The sequence below is a fragment of the Sporomusa intestinalis genome (assembly GCF_055383785.1).
In genome coordinates this window covers 1,281,881-1,301,450 of sequence record NZ_AP042390.1, presented here as the reverse complement: position 1 = coordinate 1,301,450, position 19,570 = coordinate 1,281,881, and the positions used below count along the sequence as shown (strand labels likewise).

The 19,570-nt window shown below is 51.3% G+C and carries 16 protein-coding genes; all 16 read right to left on the bottom strand.

Going from position 1 to position 19,570, the window contains the following annotated elements; all coding sequences use genetic code 11:
- Positions 1 to 2: 2 nt before the first annotated feature.
- The 16 genes from ACZ481_RS05895 to ACZ481_RS05820 all read right to left on the bottom strand — a co-directional run bounded on the left by ACZ481_RS05895 (position 3) and on the right by ACZ481_RS05820 (position 19,523).
- Positions 3 to 1,547: a nitrogenase component 1 gene (locus tag ACZ481_RS05895; RefSeq protein ID WP_464769234.1), complete on the bottom strand. Its 1,545-nt coding sequence runs from the start codon at positions 1,545 to 1,547 to the stop codon at positions 3 to 5.
- Between the two features lie 14 nt (positions 1,548 to 1,561).
- A complete protein-coding gene (locus tag ACZ481_RS05890; RefSeq protein ID WP_464769233.1) occupies positions 1,562 to 2,902 on the bottom strand; it encodes a nitrogenase component 1 in 1,341 nt (446 codons plus the stop codon).
- 199 nt (positions 2,903 to 3,101) lie between these two features.
- Positions 3,102 to 4,109, bottom strand: a complete 1,008-nt coding sequence (locus ACZ481_RS05885; protein ID WP_464769232.1) for an ABC transporter substrate-binding protein — start codon at positions 4,107 to 4,109, stop codon at positions 3,102 to 3,104.
- 11 nt (positions 4,110 to 4,120) lie between these two features.
- On the bottom strand, positions 4,121 to 4,900 hold the full coding sequence (locus tag ACZ481_RS05880; RefSeq protein WP_464769231.1) for an ABC transporter ATP-binding protein: 780 nt from the start codon (positions 4,898 to 4,900) through the stop codon (positions 4,121 to 4,123).
- Positions 4,894 to 5,841 (bottom strand): ABC transporter permease, encoded by a 948-nt coding sequence (locus ACZ481_RS05875; RefSeq protein WP_464769230.1) that lies wholly within the window; start codon positions 5,839 to 5,841, stop codon positions 4,894 to 4,896. The genes ACZ481_RS05880 and ACZ481_RS05875 overlap by 7 nt, the downstream gene beginning before the upstream one ends.
- A 303-nt stretch (positions 5,842 to 6,144) precedes the next feature.
- Complete coding sequence (locus ACZ481_RS05870; RefSeq protein ID WP_464769229.1) at positions 6,145 to 7,161, bottom strand: ABC transporter substrate-binding protein; 1,017 nt, start codon at positions 7,159 to 7,161, stop codon at positions 6,145 to 6,147.
- 75 nt (positions 7,162 to 7,236) lie between these two features.
- The gene (locus ACZ481_RS05865) at positions 7,237 to 7,962 is read right to left on the bottom strand and encodes an ABC transporter permease (RefSeq protein WP_464769228.1); all 726 of its coding nucleotides are present in this window, start codon (positions 7,960 to 7,962) and stop codon (positions 7,237 to 7,239) included.
- Between the two features lie 135 nt (positions 7,963 to 8,097).
- Positions 8,098 to 9,111: an ABC transporter substrate-binding protein gene (locus ACZ481_RS05860; protein WP_464769227.1), complete on the bottom strand. Its 1,014-nt coding sequence runs from the start codon at positions 9,109 to 9,111 to the stop codon at positions 8,098 to 8,100.
- Positions 9,112 to 9,310: 199 nt separating this feature from the next.
- Entirely contained in the window at positions 9,311 to 10,348 is a 1,038-nt protein-coding gene (locus tag ACZ481_RS05855) for an ABC transporter substrate-binding protein (RefSeq protein ID WP_464769226.1), read from the bottom strand.
- A gap of 12 nt (positions 10,349 to 10,360) precedes the next feature.
- Positions 10,361 to 11,371, bottom strand: a complete 1,011-nt coding sequence (locus tag ACZ481_RS05850; RefSeq protein ID WP_464769225.1) for an ABC transporter substrate-binding protein — start codon at positions 11,369 to 11,371, stop codon at positions 10,361 to 10,363.
- Positions 11,372 to 11,407: 36 nt separating this feature from the next.
- On the bottom strand, positions 11,408 to 12,619 hold the full coding sequence (locus tag ACZ481_RS05845) for a 2-hydroxyacyl-CoA dehydratase subunit D (RefSeq protein ID WP_464769224.1): 1,212 nt from the start codon (positions 12,617 to 12,619) through the stop codon (positions 11,408 to 11,410).
- A 115-nt stretch (positions 12,620 to 12,734) separates the two neighbouring features.
- On the bottom strand, positions 12,735 to 13,946 hold the full coding sequence (locus ACZ481_RS05840) for a 2-hydroxyacyl-CoA dehydratase subunit D (protein WP_464769223.1): 1,212 nt from the start codon (positions 13,944 to 13,946) through the stop codon (positions 12,735 to 12,737).
- 40 nt (positions 13,947 to 13,986) lie between these two features.
- Positions 13,987 to 15,192: a 2-hydroxyacyl-CoA dehydratase gene (locus tag ACZ481_RS05835; RefSeq protein ID WP_464769222.1), complete on the bottom strand. Its 1,206-nt coding sequence runs from the start codon at positions 15,190 to 15,192 to the stop codon at positions 13,987 to 13,989.
- Positions 15,161 to 17,206, bottom strand: coding sequence for a 2-hydroxyacyl-CoA dehydratase (locus ACZ481_RS05830; RefSeq protein WP_464769221.1), 2,046 nt, complete (start codon positions 17,204 to 17,206; stop codon positions 15,161 to 15,163). Before ACZ481_RS05830 ends, ACZ481_RS05835 begins: the two co-directional genes overlap by 32 nt.
- A gap of 44 nt (positions 17,207 to 17,250) precedes the next feature.
- Complete coding sequence (locus tag ACZ481_RS05825; protein ID WP_464769220.1) at positions 17,251 to 18,459, bottom strand: 2-hydroxyacyl-CoA dehydratase; 1,209 nt, start codon at positions 18,457 to 18,459, stop codon at positions 17,251 to 17,253.
- A gap of 38 nt (positions 18,460 to 18,497) precedes the next feature.
- Positions 18,498 to 19,523, bottom strand: a complete 1,026-nt coding sequence (locus ACZ481_RS05820; protein ID WP_464769219.1) for an ABC transporter substrate-binding protein — start codon at positions 19,521 to 19,523, stop codon at positions 18,498 to 18,500.
- Positions 19,524 to 19,570 lie beyond the last annotated feature (47 nt).

The window sequence follows — 19,570 nt, the reverse complement described above, 5'->3', positions numbered from 1 at the left end:
GCTCACCCTTGTTGTGCCTCTTTGATATTGTCAAAGGGATTGCTTTCATACCATTCCGGCCGGAACGGCAAGGCCACATTGGCCCCGATCTTTTTCGTAAAGGCGGTATTTTGCAGCCTTCTTGCCGCTTTTCTTGCCAGTTCAAAGGCTCCGGAATACCCCATATAGTTAAACGACTGGCCAAACAGCGGCGTTGTTGGTATCCCCAGTTTCGTTACCCAGGCATTGGCGCCGGTATGACCAACATAAAGATCAGGCCGGAGACGGTTGAGTACGACCAGTTCTTCGGCCGGCTGGCCGGGAGCAACATCAATGACAGCCTCCTGATCATCAATATCATCAATCATCGGCACGGCAAAGCGGTCGAAATTATGTGGCTTTAAGCCTAAGACCTTCATCCCCAGCGACTGATAAAATTCAGCGGTGGTAAATATCCGGGTTTCCCCGCCGCCGACAAACACCGTCTTGCCTTTTAGCACCTTTTTAAATGGTTCCAGCGCCGCTTCCAGCTGTTCATTTTCAATCGCAATCAGTTTTTCGACCTCGTCTTCCAGTTTAAAGAATTTGGCAATCACCTGCAGCCATTGATTGGTATTCTTGATGCCGATAGGCAGGGTGTCAATGACATATTCGGTGCCGAAACGCTCTTTAAGATGACCGATAAGATAGTCATCGTGGGTGGCGCAGATGCTAATGTTAAGCGCCGCTTCACCGATGCGCGAAATCTCTTCAATACTGGCATACAGCGGCATGACCCGCACATTCAGGCCCAGCGCCTTAAGCAGCCTGGACAGCTCTACTTCATCCCCGTAGCTGGTGGAACCAACATTTAAGAGATTTACCGTTTTGCTGTGCAGATACCTTTCGGCCGCATCGGCAGTGACCCCGTCAACATCCTCCGGCGCCGCCCGGTCGTATTTTTTTATCGGATCAACCAGCTTCTTTAATACCCCATGATAGGCCGAGTCATAGCCTGTGGCCACAAACTTGCTTTTGAAGCCCTCGCAGTGAACAGGCACTACCCGGGCCGACAGCTGCCCGTCAAGCTCATCGATTAAAGAGTCAATATCATCACCGATAATTCCCGGCACGCAGCTATTGCCAACGATAATCGCATCCGGGCGGTATTCTCTCTCGGCATACAATATCGCTTCCCGCAGTTTATCGATGCCGCCGGCAATCACGTCATTTTCATCAAGGTTGGTATGCAGCCAGATATTGTCAGTCACCGGTTTATGCTTCAGCACCCGGAAGGTTTTACTATACCCGGCAACCCCCAGATTATTGGAGGCGCAGCCCAGCGGCCCATGGATGACAACAACCACATTCTGAAATGATCTCACAATCCCCAGGGCCAGGCTTAACTGGCAGCCGCCGCCCTGAGCGAACTTCCTGCTGTTATACTTGGTGCATCCCTGTCCCATGCCCTGCTTCAGCCCTGTGCAGGAACCGCCAAAGGCATAGGTCGCCTCAATCCGTTCCTCCCTGGTAGGTGCAGCCTCGGCTGATAAATAGTCATACGTAAGGTCTTGCGTTAATTTGGACATTGTTATACCCCCTCCTATCGATTGCTGACAAGGGCCGAGAACAGATCTTCGGCCAGTGATAATCCACCCTGATACCCGGTATAGCCTTTATTTAAAACGGCCCGGTTTGTGACCGGAAAAGAAACAGGCAGGAATGCGGCCCCGATTTTTTGCGCCGTTGAGCCCTCCAGGCTGCTGCCGACCAGAAAAGCAGGACTGAGCGCATCATAGTATTTCTCATTGGTGTTCTGTTTCCAGCTCTTCCTGATATGGCGCAAGAGCTGCCCGGCATGCTGTTCAAAGATTACTTTCGGTTTGGCCTCCGAGGTTAACTGGTTGAATTTCAGCTCATATTTTTTTTTGCTGATATCATCCAGTTCTTCATTAATAACAACAAGGTGGGGCACCCACCCTAAATCCTCGGCAAGAAAACTGGTCAGCGAAAATGCGTAATTGATATCGGCGGAAACAATCGCATAACGCTGCAGATCTATGTCACTGTAGATATCCAGAAACCGCTCCAGATAGCTGTAATATTCGCGTTTTTCCTCAGCAATCAGCGCGTTAACCGCCGCCGGCTCCAGCCCCAGCTGCTTGCCGATTTTGTGTAAGAAAGCCTCGGTCCTGGTATCGCCGATGGGAAGATCTGTCGTGATATAAGGAATATTATGCTTTTCCTCAAATACTTTAGCGGTGTCAATGCCGTATTTGTCCGAGAAAACGATGGTCAGGGCGGCATCGCCGTAATTTCTTATTTTTTCAATGGTCTCCCCATCACCAAAAAATGTATTGGCTTTTATGCCCAGTTTTTGCAACAGTCTTTGAATACCCTTAATGTTGCCCCGGAAAAAAACATCCTGGCCTGGCATAATCCCCAAAATATTAACAGTCTGTTCGTTCTTTACGGCCTTAGGCTCAATAAACTCGGCGGCCAGGGTGCTTAGCACCACGTCATAGCCTTTAAAGCCGTTGCCGATAAAGCCGGGGGTATTGGCGGCCAGCACAGGGTACTTGCCATCCTTGAACCGGCGGGTTACACCGATGGCATCATCGCCGATGATTTCCACCTGGCAGCCTGTGACTACAAAATACAGATCACCGTCAATGATTTTGATCGTGTGGGTAATCTGCTCTTCCAGCCTTTCTTCGCCGCCAAAAACGATATCCTTTTCCACAACATTGGAAGTGGGCGTCATATGACCGCTGCAATACCCGGACCCCTTGTAACCGCTGGCCTGGCTGTAGGTACCGGCCAGCATCGTTGCACATCCGCCTGAGGCATGAACGATAGGGATCGCCCGCGGCAGTGAGGATATCGTAACAATGGCGCCCCCCAAAGCGCATGTGGATTTGGCGCGTTCAATAAAAGTACCCATGTAATAACCTCCTAAGATTCAATGTTTTACAATCGGTATAGCCACTCTATGAGACATTTGCCAAAAACGGCCGGGAAAACAAAAGGCTAAGGCGCTGTTAAGCAGACCTTAGCCTTCTGTGTATTACTGATCAGCTAATGTTTCGTATTCATCGTCTGTTTAAATCACGGATACGCACTGCGAATCTCCCGGGCCGGGGCTATTGTACGGTATCCTGTACATCCTTAAAAAAGATAAAGCTGTTCTTATGCAGGGCCTCCACATCGACACTTTCATTTAACATCCCGACTTTTTGCAGTTGTTTGGCCGTTATGCCAAAGGCATCATAAGCCCCTTTGACCGACGGGATATAGTTGTAGGTTTTCAACACAGAGGCATTAAAAGCGGCGTCACCGGCAACCCATTTCTGTTCGACCTGAATTTTTGCGGTTTCATCCTGGTTTTTCTGAATCCAGGCACTGGCCTTCTGCATCGCCCGGGTATATTTTGCCGCAATCTCCGGATGATCCTTCGCAATAGTCTCACTTACATAAGCAGAGCAGCAATATTGTGTATTGTACGGTTCAGTTATGGCCGAATCAGCCAAAGTAACCAGAGAAAACTCTTTTTGGGCCACGGCCGCTGTCGGGTCATTCATGGCCAGGGCATCAATTGAACCATTTTTAAGGGCTATGGGCAGATCGCTGGCGCTGAAAACAGCAAATTCGACCTCCATATTCTTTTCACTGACACCGACTCCGGCCTCTGCCAGGGCCCGTTTGGCAAAAATGATCGGGCTGCTGGTCATGCTGGGCACACCAATCCGCTTGCCTTTCAGATCGGCAATGGTTTTTATGCCGGAGTCAGCGGGTACAAGCACTTTATCGCAGCCGGTATGCAGGCCTGTGGTAATCTTAATCGGCAAGCCGTTGGATAAGGGCTGCATCAGGCTCGCCAGCAAACCAAAGGCGGCATCGATTTTACCGGCCGTAATGGCTTCAAAGGTTGTTCCCGGCGCCAGCTTAATCAGCTCTACCTTCAGGCCTTCCTCGGCAAAGTAGCCCTTTTCCACAGCCATATGCACAGGGGCTTCACACAGGCTGCCGCTGTAACCGATTTTCAGAACAAGGTCGTCAGCCTTGGTTACCGGCTTTTGGCCGCAGGCTGACACTAATAAGGACAGGATCACGGTCAGGACGATCATCGTCATTTTTTTTCTCATCTTCATGCTGTCACCTCTTATAAATAATAACTCGGTTCTTTTACATTACCGGCAAAATCCAGGATCCCCAGGATGCGGGAACGCAGGTTGAGGAATTCCGGGTTGCTGCGGGCCCGGGGCCGGGAAAGCCTGACGTCAATACAGCTTTCAATCTTACCCGGCCTTGGCGTCATTACGATAATGCGGTCCGAGAGATAGATGGCCTCATCCACATCGTGGGTCACCATGACCATGGTGGTTTGCCGCTCCTGCCAGATACGGATCAATTCATCCTGCATATTCATCCGGGTAAACGCATCCAGCGCCCCCAGCGGCTCATCCAAAAGCAGCACCTTCGGATGATTGACCAGGGCCCGGGCCAGGGAGGCCCGTTGGGCCATGCCGCCGGAAAGCTGGTGGGGATAAGACTTATGGAAACTCCTTAAACCGACCAGCTCAACAAATTTATCCACCTCGGCTTTGTTTTGCTTATATACCTTGCGCGCCCTGAGCCCAAAAGCCACATTATCATGCACATTAAGCCAGGGAAACAGCATCGGGTTTTGAAACACCAGGCCCCGTTCATAAGTGGGCTCGCGTATTTCTTCCCCGTCAATATACAGCTTGCCGGCATCAGCGCCGTTCAAACCGGCAATCAGGCGGAGCAGCGTGGATTTCCCGCAACCGGAGGGGCCAATGAGCGAAACAAATTCGCCGGCCTCAATTGTCAGGTCAATACCGCTGAGGGCCACAACCTCCTCCGCATCCTGCTGGGCAAACCGCTTTACAACCCCTTCAATCTTTATTGCTCCTACCATTTTATGACTCCCTTCTGCCAAACCAGTACCTGATCGCGGACCTTAAACAGCAGGGTAATGAGAATGGAAAAAGTCACGGCAATGATAATCAGCCCCGCATAGACATTGGCATAAGCCATCATTTCTTTCTGCCAGTTGATGTACCAGCCGATCCCGTTTTTAACCCCCAGCATTTCTGCTGTCATCAGGGTGATAAAAGAGGCGCACGTGCCGTTGAACAAACCGATAAACATATGCGGCATTGAGGCCGGCACACCGACTTTAAAGATCTGATAGTATTTACCGGCTCCCAGGGTGCTGGATACCTCAAAATAAGCATTCTGCACGTTCAGAATGCCGCTGCTGGTCATAACCGTTGTCGGAAACCAGACCGCAAGGGCAATTAAAAAAGAACTGGCGGAAAATGTAGTGGGAAAACTGATCAGCACCAGGGGAATCCAGGCTGTGGCCGGAATAGGCCCCAGGACGCGGATTAACGGATTAATCCAGTAGGCCGCTCCTTTGCTGAAACCCACGGCAATCCCGGTGGCAAAACCGGCGATGGCCCCAAAGAAATAACCCGTAAACAGCAGCTTGCCGGAAGAAGCCAGGCACAGGGCCAGGAAATCCCGGTCTTCCACAATCACACTAAGTATCCTGTCAAGAGACGGAAAATAGATAACCGGCAGCAAACCCAGCTTTTTGGTGATGATATTCAATATAGTTAAAAATAAAAACGTTACCGCAACAAACAGATTTCTTTCCTCAAGCCAGGCTTTGGCTCTGTTATTAAAATAGGCTGCCAGGGTAATGGTTGTAAAAATTACGAGAAAAACCGCCAGCAGATAAAGAAAATAGGGATGCTTTACAGGCATATGCCTGCCGGCATTATCCATAAAGACATCTACGGCAATGGCGAACACGAGCGCTACGACCGACAGCCATATTACTGGTTTGGGCATTAGGATTGACCTTCCTTCCTGATAATTGAAAACCGGCGCTGCCTTCAGTCTAATGTCTGTGCTGTTTCAATACTTATCACTTCCTTAAAAAACAAAAAGGCCGAGGCTGTTTTTTTCTCAGAAAAAAAACAGGTCCTCGGCCTCTGATGTAATAACCAGTCAGCCCCTGACACAGCATTCCGCGCAGGAATAACAGGATGCTATTTTGTGCATAAATCTATGATAGTATTATAAAGTATCTCGCCTGTATTGTAAAGATCATTTATCAGCAACTTTTCGTTCTTTGTCCGGGCCTGCCATAAGCTACTGTTTGTAGTAGGGATTGAACTCATTGGTATAAATTTGGCCAGGTTTTATACCAGGCTTAATCTCGCCAAACTCGGTTAACAGATCAATCCAGATCTGCACAGTTTCATCTGTAATCATACCGTTGGGAGCAAAGTACCGTATTTTTACTTTACCGGGATCAATATTGGCGCGTTTGGCAGTGATTGCCGCAGCCTCCTGCTTATGTTCATTCTGCCAGTCGATCGTCTTAGCCATGGCGGTCACAAAGCGTCTGACCACCTCCGGTTTTTCCTTAATAAACTTCTCGGTAAAATACAGCGGAGTCGCGCCGGCCACTGTGCCCCAGGGTTCATAGTCGCTGAACAGATAATCAAATTCGGGGTTCACCTTAAGCTCAGCCGGCAGCCTGTTGAAGCCGGCAATATCGACATCCCCCTGGCGCAAAGCCTGCTCCATCATGGTCTCCGGCATAATGATGATCTCAAACTGGCCCCGGGGGTCCTTGATGCCGCCGGTGCGCATATAGCCGTAAGGTATGTATTCATTGCAGCCGCCATAGGCGCTTATCCCCACCTTTTTGCCGGCAAGATCCTGCGGACCCTTTATGGGGCTGTTTTTTCGCGTTATATAAGTGTGGTGGGGAATTTCGGCGGTAGTTTCGGACTGGGCCACAACCGCCTTGATTTTGGCGCCGGCGGAAATGCCGGCGATAGTCCGGTTGACATGGGCGCCGCCCACATCAATCTTGCCGGCCACCACCGAAGCAACCAGCTGCCCGCTGGGAACCAGACCTACATAATTCAGTTTTATCCCCTGCTCCTCAAAAAAACCCAGTTCTTCGCCCACCCAATACAGTACGGTTGCCGTAGGCTCAGCCGGAGTAGGTACCTTGATTTCATCATATCTTTGGCCGGCGGCAACGCCGGCAGCCGTTTGCTTGCCGGTACCATCTGCACAGCCAGCCGCAGCCATTAAAGCAAAGGTAATGAGAGTAGCCATAATGATCGGCCTTAGTCTGAACCACTTTTTCATAATAAAAATACCTCCCCCATTAATTGCACTGCAATTACATGTTCATGTTATTGTTGAATATCCCCATTCCACTTGTTAGGTTCCCGACGGCAGTTCTTCTTTCCATTTAAGAAGCCATTTTTCCAGTGACACCAGGGAGTAATTAACAATTAAGCCCATAAGTGACATGGTGATAATCGCGGCATACATTTTGGGAATCAGGAAATTGGCCTCGGCAAAAAACAGCAGATAACCCAGACCGGCATTGGCGCCCAGCATCTCGGCCGCAATCAATACCAAAATAGAATGGGTCGCGCTCAGTCTCACGCCTGTCAAAATTGACGGCAGAGAGGCCGGCAGAATGACCTTGATAAACAGGTAAAATCTGGAAATACCCAGGGATTTAGCGGCCTTTATCAGCAGGGGGTCCACATTTTTCACGCCGGAAATAGTATTCAGAAGAACAGCCCACTGAACCCCCCAAAAGATTACGGCCACTTTGGAAAGTTCGCCAATACCAAACAACAGGATAAATACGGGAAACAAAGCCAGGGTCGAGGTTTGCCGGAAAGTCTGTACCAAGGGATCAATAAAACGTTCAAAGCCTTTAAACCAGCCAATCAGCAGCCCCAGCGGGATTGCCACGCTCAGCCCCAGAGTGAATCCCAGCAGGGACCGGAGCAGGCTGATGCTGATATGGGTAAATAATTCACCGGTAATAATGAGGTTCCAAAAAGCAACTGCTACTTTGGAGAAAGGGGGAAGAAAGATGGGATCAACGATCCCTAGGCGGGGCGCACTCTCCCAGAGCAATAAAAACATTAAAACCGAAGATATCCTGTATAGCCCTGTAAACAAACTTCTAAGCCAAGCAATCACCTGCAAATTCCACCTTTACTTTTTTTATCGCTACTATGAAAACACAGTAATTTTAAAACCCTGGACGAAGGGGCGGCTTTACTCTGCAGGGGCAAAGTCGTTGGTGTATATTGCCTCAGCCTGAATGGCCCCTGCCGGCCACAAGCCGATATCCTCCGATAACTTAACCCATATTTCCATATAAGCCGGCTCTATGTACCCGCGCTCCTCATACCAGAATACACTGACATGTTCGGGATCTACCTTCATTTTGCGGGCAACAATGGCTGCCGCTGCCTGCTGATTGGCATTAATCCATTTGTGGGACTTCTGCAAGGCCCGGCAGAACGCCCTGACGACATCAGGATGGTCGGCAATGAATTTTTCGCTGAAACCGCGAACCGACAGGCCGGCCCCCGGCGTTTTCACGATATCGTAGCTGGTGGCGACCTGGCGGATACCGGGCTGTTTAACTGTTATCCCGGCATAGGGCGGATGAGAGGTTGTCATATCTACCAACCCCTGCTTTAACGCCTGCTCCTGTTGGCCCGGATTAGGCAATTTCACCCACTCCACGTCCAGCGGCAGATTGTTTTGCTGCAGATACAGTTTTAAATAACCGTCCTGGCAGGCCGAAGTGGCGCTGGTCTGGGAGACTTTTTTACCGACTATATCGTTCAGTGTTTTGATGGGGCTGTCTTCCCTGACCAAATACCTGACATGGGGGAAGTCCGGATGATCGATCATGCCGGGGGCAACGGCCTTGACTTTGATGCCGGCCATAATCGCCTGGGCCACACTGTGCGGATGTCCACCGATAAAGGCGTCGTTAATCCCCTGCGCTATAGTTTGCAGTTCTGTGGCTCCGCCTTTAAGCGCGCCGGTAAAAATAATCTCGATCCCTTCCTCCCGGAAAAAGCCAGCCTCATTGCCAATCATAACCTCACCGTTAGCGGTCCCGTCACCGGCTACCCTGATAGGAAACAGTTTTTTCCCGTCCGCCCCCATGGTCCCGGTCTGGACAGTTTGACTGCCACCGGAACGGCCGGCACAGCCGGCAAGGGATAACCCCAAACATAATAACAGCAGCAAAGCGATGATCTTGTTGTTCATATCCATTCCTCCTCCACGTATTTATTAGCAAATAAACTAAAGGCAGAAAGAAAATCTTTCTGCCTTTAGCTTGGTAGCTAATCAGCACCACTTATTACCAACAGCCCGCGGGTAAACAGATAGAGGCTGCAGCCCTTGCGGGCTACAGCCTCTAGTTTTTAAACCAGTCAGCGGCTATACTATAACAAATTTGCGCAAATTATTTCTTGGCCTGGGGATTAAATTCATTGGTATAGATTTGCTCCGGTTTGATACCGCCTTTGATCTCATTAAAATCGGTAAGCAAATCAATCCAGACAGTAACCGTATCCTCTAAAATCAGCGCATCTTTGGCATAATGACCGGGTTTGATGGTCTTAGGGTCGACATTGGCCCGTTTGGCGGTAATCTCCAGGGCTTTCTCCGGATTGGCGTTGGCCCAGTTGTTGGTCTTGGCGACAGCTGTCACGAAACGTTTAACTACATCCGGTTTTTCCTGAATAAATTTTTCCGAAAAATAGGCCGGCGTAGCGCCGCCAATCGTGCCCCAGACATCGTAATCGCTGAACACTACCCGGAATTCACCGCGTTCATTGATAAAATCAGTGGTTTTATGCAGCATGGCCAGATCAATATCGCCCTGGCGCAAGGCCTGGTCGAGCTGCGGTTCAGGCATAACGATGATCTGCACCTTGCTTTTGGGATCGTCAATCCCATTTTTCTTCATATACGCATAAGGGGTGTATTCATTGCAGCCGCCGATCAGCGGTATGCCGATTTTTTTGCCAACCAGGTCCTGGGCACTTTTTATCGGGCTGTTTTTAGTAGTCACGCCCACCATATGCGGAATAGCCTGACTGGTCTCGGTATTGGCAGATACCGCCTTGATTTTGGCGCCGGCGGAAATGCCGGCTATGGTTCTGTTAATGTGGGCGCCGCCCACATCCAGTTTCCCTGCCACTACTGATGCCACCAGCTGGGTAGATGGCACGACCCCGGCATACTCAAGCTTTATCCCCTGTTCGGCGAAAAAGCCAAGCTCATCCCCCACGTAATAGATTGACGGGCTGGTCGGGGCGCCGGGGGTCGCTACCCTGATAATATCCGGTTGTTGGGCCGAACCTTCCTTGCCAGCCGTTGCCGGCTGATTTTTTGCGCACCCGGTAACAAACAGCATGAGTACAACGATTGTAGCCGTGATTATAGTCAGCTTTCCCCTGATTTTTCCTCGCAAATTCAGCACATCCTTTAACTGCAATAATGAAACAAACTAACGGGCACTGGCATTGAATTCATTTGTGTACACTTGTTCCGGCTTAATATCTCCTTTTATTTCGCCAAACTCCTTTAACAGTTCAATCCACACGGTTACGGTCTCTTCTTTAATCATGGCATCAGGGGCATAGTAGCCTTTTTTGACTAATTTAATATTCCGTTCAGCCCTCTTGGCGGTAATCTCGACCGCCTGCTGCGGATTGGCGTTGATCCAGTTGTTGGTTTTGGCCACAGCCCTGGTAAAGCGTTTGACAACAGCCGGCTTTTCGGCAATAAACTTAGTCGAAAAATACAGCGGTGTTGCCCCGCCGATAGTCCCCCAAACATCATAATCAGTAAACAACACCTTCAGGCCCTGCCGCTCGGCAATAAAGTCCGGGGTCTGGTGCAGGCCGGCTATATCAATGTCTCCCTGCCGCAGGGCTTGCTCCAGCTGCGAATCGGGCATGGTGATAATCTGAATCTTATTTTTGGGATCACTGATGCCGGCTTTTCTCAGATAGGCGTACGGGGTATATTCATTGCAGCCGCCGACTGTGCGCAGTCCAACTTTTTTGCCTACCATATCGTGAGCGTTTTTGATCAGACTGTTGTCCAGCGTGACATAGGTCATATGCGGCATAGCCTGAGTTGTTTCACTGGCCGCGGCCACAGCCTTGATTTTGGCGCCGGCGGAGATCCCGGCAATAGTCCGGTTCACATGCGCACCGCCTACATCAATTTTGCCGGCGACAACGGAAGCAACCAACTGGGTGGAGGGAACAACGCCCACATAGTCCAGCTTAATCCCCTCGTCAGCAAAAAAGCCTAACTCTTCCCCAATGTAATAGATGGACGGGCTCGTGGTTTCGACAGGTGTGGCAACCCGGATGCTGTCGGGCTGCTTTTCTTGACTGACGGCGGCGGTCTGTGGGGGTTGATTATTTGCGCAGCCGAATGCAGCCAATGCGGTAAATACTAAAATGGTTATCAGCACTGCATATTTCCCATGGCTATTTGTTTTCACCGAACTCCCCCTTTTTACAAATAGGACAAACCGGCTTTAAGCCAGCATTTCCACAAAGGCTTTTACCCGTGTGAGCACCTGGCCGCTGGGAGCCCCGGTCTGAAACGACCCCTCCAGGTTAATGCTGGGAATTCCCTTTTCATGGAAGTATTTGCGCCACATCTCCCGGTCAACGCTGGCGAAAGAGCAGCCGATGTAGCCATAGAGAATAATCCCGCGGGCCTGCAGCTTGTTTACCTCGTGTTCCAGGACGTTGCGCGCATACACGCCGGCGCCGGCGCCGGCATTGTCGTACACCCACCGGGCCAGCGCTTCTACCGGGGGAATGTCTTCGCGGTACAGTTTAAAAGGAACGCTGCGCAGTCCCAGCAGCGAGCCGCCGGCCTGGTCGATCGCTTCATAAATGCCAAACTCCTGACCGGTGCCGCCAGCCCAGACCAGGGGAATTACATGTTTCACATCGGCTGCGCTGACCGGTGCCTGTTCCAGCTCTGCAATCAATAAATCGATCGCCGCTTCATACTCTGCCGGTTTGCCAAAGTAATTGTTCAAGCCAATATTCAGCATCAGAATCGTTGCCAGGCTGCGTACATAAAACGGGTGCTGCCGCCGTAATTCCAGCACCGTTCTCAGCTTGCGCAGCAACCGGTTTTTGCGCTGGATTTCCACCCTGAGTTTGTCTTCATCAATCTGCCTGCTGCCGGTAAGCCATTCGGCGATATCATAGACCTGCTCAACAAAAAAGCCCACCAGTTCTTCCAGCCGCTTGCCGGCCACGGCCGGCCCCCGGTATACAACGTCATTATTATATACATCATAGCCTTCCCGCTTCATAATCTCCCAGGCCAGATTGTAAGGCTCGCAGGCCGAGCTGTTGCCGATAATCCGCTTGATAGTGCTGGTATGCCGGCGCCGGTGCCACTGCCCTACCGTGCATTTGACCATGGAGCAGGTTTCCACCGGAAACTGGTAATAATCCTCGGCAATCTGCATGGCCTCCTTATCGCTGAGACGCCCCATCTCACTATAGGAGACCGGAATAATGCCAAAGGAATAAATCAGCGGTACCTGCCAGCCGGCGGCATTGCACCAGACCGCATCTTTTTGGCCTGCCTGATAGGCTTTTTCAATATCCGGAATATAGGCTTCCGACAGATCCAATATCTTTTGGATCGCCGGTGAATAACGGTGAACCTGTTTGCAGTGTTCGATATAATCGCGCTGACTATAAACCTCCTCAATATCCATCCGTAAATTCCTCACTTCCCCTGTTAGTCTAAAAAAAAACAAACTAAAGACACTCATCGCGTCTCTAGTCTGTATCCAGTCAACCCGCTGTCCCCATGAACGTATGTACTTGCAGCTAAGCCAGCATTTCCACAAAGGCTTTTACCCGCGTCAATACCTGGCCGCTCGGCGCTCCGGTCTGAAATGATCCTTCCAGATTGATACTGGGTATCCCCTTCTCATGGAAATACTTGCGCCACATCTCCCGGTCAACACTGGCGAAAGAGCAGCCGATGTACCCATAGAGAATAATTCCCCGGGCCTTCAGCTTATCCACTTCATGCTCCAGCACATTACGGGCATACACACCGGCGCCGGCACCGGCATTGTCATACACCCATCTGGCCAGGGATTCAACCGGCGGCACATCCTCCCGGTACAGCTTGAACGGCACGCTGCGCAAGCCCAGCAAGGCCCCGCCGGCCTGGTCGATCGCTTCATAGATCCCGAATTCCTGGCCGGTGCCGCCGGCCCAGACCAGGGGAATAACCTTCTTCAAATCTTCTTCGTCAACCGGCTTATTCTCCAGTTCTGTAATCAATAAATCAATGGCGGCCTCATATTCCTCCGGTTTGCCGAAATAATTGTTCAAACCAATATTCAGCATCAGGATTGTGGCTAAACTGCGCACATAAAAAGGATGCTTGCGTCTTAAGTCCAGCACCGTCCGCAGTTTGGTCAGCAGCCGGTTTTTGCGCCTGATTTCAACGCGCAGCTTATCTTCATCAATCTGCCGTTTGCCGGTAAGCCACTCGGCCACATCATGAATCTGCTCCACAAAAAAACCGATAAGCTCTTCCAGGCGCTTGCCGGCCACGGTAGGGCCGCGGTATACCACATCATTATTATACACATCATACCCTTCCCGCTTCATAATCTCCCAGGCCAGATTATAGGGCTCGCAGGCCGAGCTGTTGCCGAGAATGCGGTTGATGGTATTGGTGTTGCGGCGCAAATGCCACTGCCCCACCGTACATTTAACCATCGAGCAGGTCTCTACCGGAAACTGGTAGTAATCTTCGGCAATCAACATAACCTCCCGGTCGCTTAAGCGCCCCATCTCACTAAAAGCCACCGGGATGGTGTCACACGCATAAATAACCGGCACTTCCCAGCCATAGGCATTACTCCAGACCGCTTGCTTCCGGCCTTCTTGGTACGCTTTCTCGGCATCGGGAACATAGGCTTCGGAAAGATCCAGTATTTTGTTGATTGCCGGGGAATAACTGTGAACCTTTTTGCAATAATCAACATAATCACGCTGACTTTGAATATCCTCTATTTCCACAAACATCCTCCTCAATCTGCTTAGGATCAGCCAATATTTGCTAAGACAACATTTCAATAAAGGCCTTGATCCGGGTCAGAACCTGACCGGTAGGCGGTCCGACCTGATACGACCCCTCCAGGCTGATGCTGGGGATTCCTTTATTATGAAAATGTTCCCGGAACAACTCCTTGTCGACACTGGAGAACGAGCAGCCGATATAGCCATATAACAGTAAGCCGCGGGCCTTGATCTTATCAATCTGCTGTTCAATAATCTCCCGCATGTACGTTCCCGCACCGGCGGCATGGTTGTCATAAATATAATGAACAAGGGCCTCTACCGGCGCAACATCCTCCCGGTATTTTTTCAGAGGTACGCCCCGCAGGCCGAGCAGGGCACCCCCGGCCTGGTCTACCGCGTCATAAATGCCGAATTCCTGGCCGGTGCCGTACCCCCAGACTAACGGGATGACCCTTTGCAAATCGTCCGGGCTCACCGGTGCTGTTTCCAGCTCGGTGATTAAGAGGTCGACGGTTTCCTCAAATTCTTCCGGTTTGCCAAAATAAGTGGATAAGCCGATATTAAGCAGCAGGATAGTCGGCAAACTGCGGATATAAAAAGGGTTCCGGAGCCGCAGGTCCAGGATTTTCTTAATCTTATCAATCAGCCTGTTTTTGCGCAGTATCTCCGTTTTCAGTTTTTCCCCATCAATGTGCCGGCTGCCTGTCAGCCATTCGGTTACACCATAGATTTGTTCGACAAAAAACTCTTTCAGCTGCGCTAATCTTTTGCCGTCCACGCCGGGAGCCCGGTAAATACTCTCAATGCAATAGACATCATAGCCCTGGGTTTTCATAATTTCATAAGCCATATTGTACGGCTCGCAGGCCGAGCTGGTGCCGAGGATGCGGTTAATGCCGGTCCCGCGGCGTTTATGCCATTGGCCGACAGTACATTTTACCATCGAGCAGGTTTCCACCGGGAACTGGTAATAATCCTCGGCCAGCACCATGGCTTCCCGGTCACTGAGCCGCCCCATTTCGCTAAAAACAGCAGGAATCGTATCAAGGGAATACAATAAGGGAACCTCCCAGGCGCTGGCCCGGCACCAGATTGCGTTTTTTCCCGCTTGGTAGGCCTTCTCGGCGTCATAAATATATGACGCCGAGAGATCCAGCAACCGGCCGACAGCCGGGGAGTAAGCATGAACCTCCTTGCTGTAAATCAGGTAGTCACGCTGATTTTGAACTTCCTCGATTTGCATCAACAATGCCCCCTCTTTCGCCCAGCACCTCAATGAAAGCTTCCAGCCTGGTTTTCAGCTGTCCCTGGTCGCTGGCGGAGTAATCGACAGGCACCTCTAATACGGGTATGCCGAGCTTTTGATAGTGCCGGAAAAACTCGTGCTTGATCTGGCCGTAGCAAGGGCAGAATTTCAGATACACGTACAAAATGCCGTCAACCTTGTATTCCTGCGCCAGATCGCCGGAAATGGCAACCCGCTCCTGCAAAGGCTTCATCCGGGTGCACGGCGACTGGTCCAGATAGCCTTCGGCCAAAGCCTGGTAAGGATCCCCTTCCTCACTGATCTGGAAGCTGACATTGCGCGACCCGGTGCAGTGGTCCTCAATAACTACCCGTGCGCCTACGGTATCCTCAATAAGCTCCAGCAGCCGCCGGTCGCCGTCGGCCACAATGCCGCCGGCCATCATCAGCCGGATCGGTTTGCGGCCCTGCTCGGGCACTGCCGCCAGAGTGTCATAGATTTGCTGGTATAAAACCAGCAATTCGGCCGGCGGCAGATAGTAATAGCCCTTAATGAGATCAAGGAAATCCTTGCCTTTGATCGGCGGGTTCTCCCGTTTGCGCAGGTCGGAGATTTTCTTTAATATCCCCCGCACCTGGTTATAGAGTTTGATTTGCTCCCGCACGGCTTCTTCGCTAACCGTATTGCCTGACAAGCTTTCCAGGTCTTCTTTGAAGTTTACGATTTCTGTCCGGTAGTAATTGCGTGAGGAGGCCTTCTCCCGCAGGCGGGGCAGGGTATAAATGTCGGTAGGGGAGAAAAAGTCGCCAATCGCTTCCCCGACTTTTTTAATGCAGTCGCAGGTATAGAAGGTATACACTTTATCCAGGGCCTTATATAAAGGGTCGCCTTCCTTGAAGGCGCCCAGAATGCTCTTGGTAAAATCGCAAAATACACTCTGGGTGATCTGCTCGCCGCTGGCAACCACCTCGGTATTACCCATTTTAAACAGCCGCAGTTGATTGACGCCGGCAGCATTAATCAGCTCCAGCGGGGTATAGGTGCAGAGATAACCGACACTCTTTTTCCCCTCGCCGGCAGTGATGATAGCCTCCTGCTGTTTGGCAATCCGGCTTTCCAGCTCGCTCAAATCCAGGCGGAAGCCGTTCTCCGCCGCCTGCTCGCCGCGCACACCGGCGGCCTGGTAGTTGAGCGCGTGTACGGCTGCGCCCAGGGCACCGGCGTAGATCGCATCCAGTTTAAACTCGCTGATCGGGTGTTCGAGCAGGTCTTCAATGGCTTTTTTCATACCGATATTGTTGGAAACACCACCGGAGAAGGCCAAACCCGGTTCAAGGCCAATCCGGCTTAACAGGTTCCGCACCCGGCGGGCTGTAGCCAGATGAATGCCGGCGGCAATATCCTCCTGGGTTGCGCCTCTGGCCCGCAGCGAAATCACTTCCGATTCGGCAAAGACAACGCACTGGCTGCTGATTTCCGACGGTTTAGTGGCCGCCAGCGCCACTTTTCCCAGTTCACCTAAATCCAGATCCAGCAATTGCGCCACTTTTTCCAAAAACCGGCCGGTGCCGGCCGCACATTTGTCGTTCATGACAAATTCCACGACCCGGCCGGTCTCGGGATCGACTTTAATGCCTTTCGAGTCCTGGCCGCCAATGTCAATGATCGTTTGGATCGCGGCATTCAGGTAGTGGGCTCCCATGGCATGGCAGGAGATCTCGGTCACAATCTGGTGGGGTATTTCATTAAAGCTCATTGCCACCCGGCCGTAACCGGTGCCGACAATATAGGCAATATCCGATCGTTTCAGGCCCGATTGGGCCAGCAGTTCGGCCAGCAGCTCGTCAGACGTTTCCTGCATGTCAATCCCGGTAGGGGTTTGGACAGTATACAGCTCATCGCCGGTTAGGAGTACCGCTTTCCCTGTTCTGGAACCAATATCAATCCCCACAACCGTTGCGCCGGTGATGCCGGCAATAAGGCTGGGGTCAATGATGTCTGCAATTTTCATATTTTTTCGCTCCTTTATCCCTCAAAATCTTGGTTGTCACGCTACTAGGCCAGCATCTCAACAAACGCCCTGATCCGCGTCAGGATCTGGCCTGTGGGCGGGCCGACCTGAAAGGTGCCTTCCAGGTTGATGCTGGGAAAACCCTTCTTATGAAAATACTCCCGCCACATCTCCCGCGCCACGCTGCCGTAAGAGCAGCCCAGATAACCATAAAGCACCAACCCCCGGGCTTTGACCTTTTTCAGTTCCTGTTCGATCACTTTTTGTACGTAAATGGAGGCGCCGGCTTCCTGATTGCCCAGGACATGGCGGGCTAAGGCCTCCACCGGCGGCAGGGTTTCATCATAATTATTGAAAGGGTAGCCGCGGAACCCAAGGAGAGCGCCCCCGGCCTGATCAATCGCCTCGTAGATGCCGAATTCCTGGCCGGCGCTGCCAACCCAAACCAGGGGAATCACTTTGGCCAGATCGCTTTTGCTGACAGGCGCTGTTTCCAGTTCAGCGATCAGCTCATCCAGCACAGCTTCATATGCGGCCGGCTTGCCGAAATAGGTGTTCAGCCCTGTCAGGAGATAAATAGAGGGCAGGCTGCGCATATAGTAAGGGTTTTTAATCCGCAGCTCCAGGATTTTCCTGACCTTGACGATCAGCCGGTTTTTGCGCTGAATCTCGGTTCTGAGCTTTTCTTCATTGATCTCCCTGCTGCCGGTCAGCCACTCTGCCGTTTCGTAAATCTGTTCAATAAGAAACTGTACCAGTTGTTCCAGCCGCTCGCCTTTTACGCCGGGTGCCCGGTAAACCACATCAATGGCATGAACATCATAGCCTTCTTTTTTCATCAGCTCCCAGGCCAGATTATAAGGCTCGCAGGCCACGCTGGCGCCGATGATCCGCCTGATGCCGGCCCCGCGGCGCTTATGCCACTGGCCGACCGTGCATTTGACCATCGAGCAGGTCTCCTGGGGAAACTGGTAATAATCCTCGGCAATCGTAACCGCTTCCATGTCACTTAGGCGCCCCATCTCGCTGTAAGCCACCGGAATAATGCCGGAAGCGTAAGCCAGCGGTATTTCCCAGCCGGTGGCCCGCGACCAGACAGCATTAATCTGTCCCTGGGCATATGCTGTTTCCGCATCCTGAACATAAGATGTGGACAGGTCCAGTAACTTGCCGATCGCCGGGGAATACGGGTGAACCTGAGTTTTACTGTAGATCAGATAGTCGCGCGGACTCTGAATATCTTCAATGTCCATACACCTGGTGCCTCACTTTCTACCATGCCGCTATTTTACTAACGCTTAACGTTAGGATTAAATTCATTGGTAAATATCTGTTCCGGTTTAACATCATTTTTTATTTCCCCGAATTCTTTCAGCAAATCAATCCAGACTGTTGCCGTTTCGGGCTGAATAATACCCTGCGGGGCGAAATAACCGGTCCGCAGCAGCTTGGGATCAACCTTCGCCCGCTTAACGGTAATATCGATGGCCTGCTGCTGATTGGCGTCAGCCCAGTCGTTGGCTTTGGCAATGGCTTTGACAAAGCGTCTGACCACATCGGGTTTTTCCTGAATAAATTTTTCTGAAAAATAGAAGGGAGTCCCGCCGCCGATCGTCCCAAACACATCATAATCGGTAAACAATACGGTAAGGCCGCCCCGGGCCACCAGGAAGTTGGGGTTTTTATGAAAGCCGGCTACATCAATATTCCCTTGCCGCAAGGCCTGTTCCAGGTTGGCCTCGGGCATGACAATCACCTCAAGCTTGCCTTTGGGCGACTCGATGCCGTTTTTCTTCAGATAGGCATACGGGGTGTATTCGTTGCAGCCGCCGATTGTGGGTATGCCCACCTTCTTACCGACCATATCGGCCGCACTTTTTATCGGACTGTTGTCCAAGGTCACATAGACCATGTGGGGTATTTCCTTGGTTGTTTCCGTACCGGCCACTACGGCTTTGATCTTGGCGCCGGCCGAAATGCCGGCAATGGTTCTGTTAATATGGGCGGCACCAACATCAATTTTCCCGGCCACCACGGAAGCGACCAGCTGGGGCGACGGGACAACACCCACATATTCCAGTTTGATGCCTTCTTCGGCAAAATAGCCTAATTCATCGGCAACCATATAAATATCAGGCCGGGTTACATCACCGGGAGTAGGAACCCTGATAATATCCGGCTGTTTGGCCTGACTCTCAGCGGCGGTCTTTTGCGCTTCCTGGTTCTTGCCGCAGCCAAACAGCAGCAGGGATAACACCGAAATTACAAGCAGGCCCAGAATGATTGTTCGACGCTGATTACTAAATGCAGTTCTCATTGTATTGCCTCCGTATCGTTAATATTTGGTAGCAGGAAGAATGGGTC

Bases quoted from the DNA above. Each gene is read 5' to 3' on its own strand.
- ACZ481_RS05895 (WP_464769234.1), bottom strand. From the start codon at position 1,547: ATGTCCAAATTAACGCAAGACCTTACGTATGACTATTTATCAGCCGAG.
- ACZ481_RS05890 (WP_464769233.1), bottom strand. From the start codon at position 2,902: ATGGGTACTTTTATTGAACGCGCCAAATCCACATGCGCTTTGGGGGGC.
- ACZ481_RS05885 (WP_464769232.1), bottom strand. From the start codon at position 4,109: ATGAAGATGAGAAAAAAAATGACGATGATCGTCCTGACCGTGATCCTG.
- ACZ481_RS05880 (WP_464769231.1), bottom strand. From the start codon at position 4,900: ATGGTAGGAGCAATAAAGATTGAAGGGGTTGTAAAGCGGTTTGCCCAG.
- ACZ481_RS05875 (WP_464769230.1), bottom strand. From the start codon at position 5,841: ATGCCCAAACCAGTAATATGGCTGTCGGTCGTAGCGCTCGTGTTCGCC.
- ACZ481_RS05870 (WP_464769229.1), bottom strand. From the start codon at position 7,161: ATGAAAAAGTGGTTCAGACTAAGGCCGATCATTATGGCTACTCTCATT.
- ACZ481_RS05865 (WP_464769228.1), bottom strand. From the start codon at position 7,962: ATGTTTTTATTGCTCTGGGAGAGTGCGCCCCGCCTAGGGATCGTTGAT.
- ACZ481_RS05860 (WP_464769227.1), bottom strand. From the start codon at position 9,111: ATGAACAACAAGATCATCGCTTTGCTGCTGTTATTATGTTTGGGGTTA.
- ACZ481_RS05845 (WP_464769224.1), bottom strand. From the start codon at position 12,619: ATGGATATTGAGGAGGTTTATAGTCAGCGCGATTATATCGAACACTGC.
- ACZ481_RS05835 (WP_464769222.1), bottom strand. From the start codon at position 15,192: ATGCAAATCGAGGAAGTTCAAAATCAGCGTGACTACCTGATTTACAGC.
- ACZ481_RS05830 (WP_464769221.1), bottom strand. From the start codon at position 17,206: ATGAAAATTGCAGACATCATTGACCCCAGCCTTATTGCCGGCATCACC.
- ACZ481_RS05825 (WP_464769220.1), bottom strand. From the start codon at position 18,459: ATGGACATTGAAGATATTCAGAGTCCGCGCGACTATCTGATCTACAGT.
- ACZ481_RS05820 (WP_464769219.1), bottom strand. From the start codon at position 19,523: ATGAGAACTGCATTTAGTAATCAGCGTCGAACAATCATTCTGGGCCTG.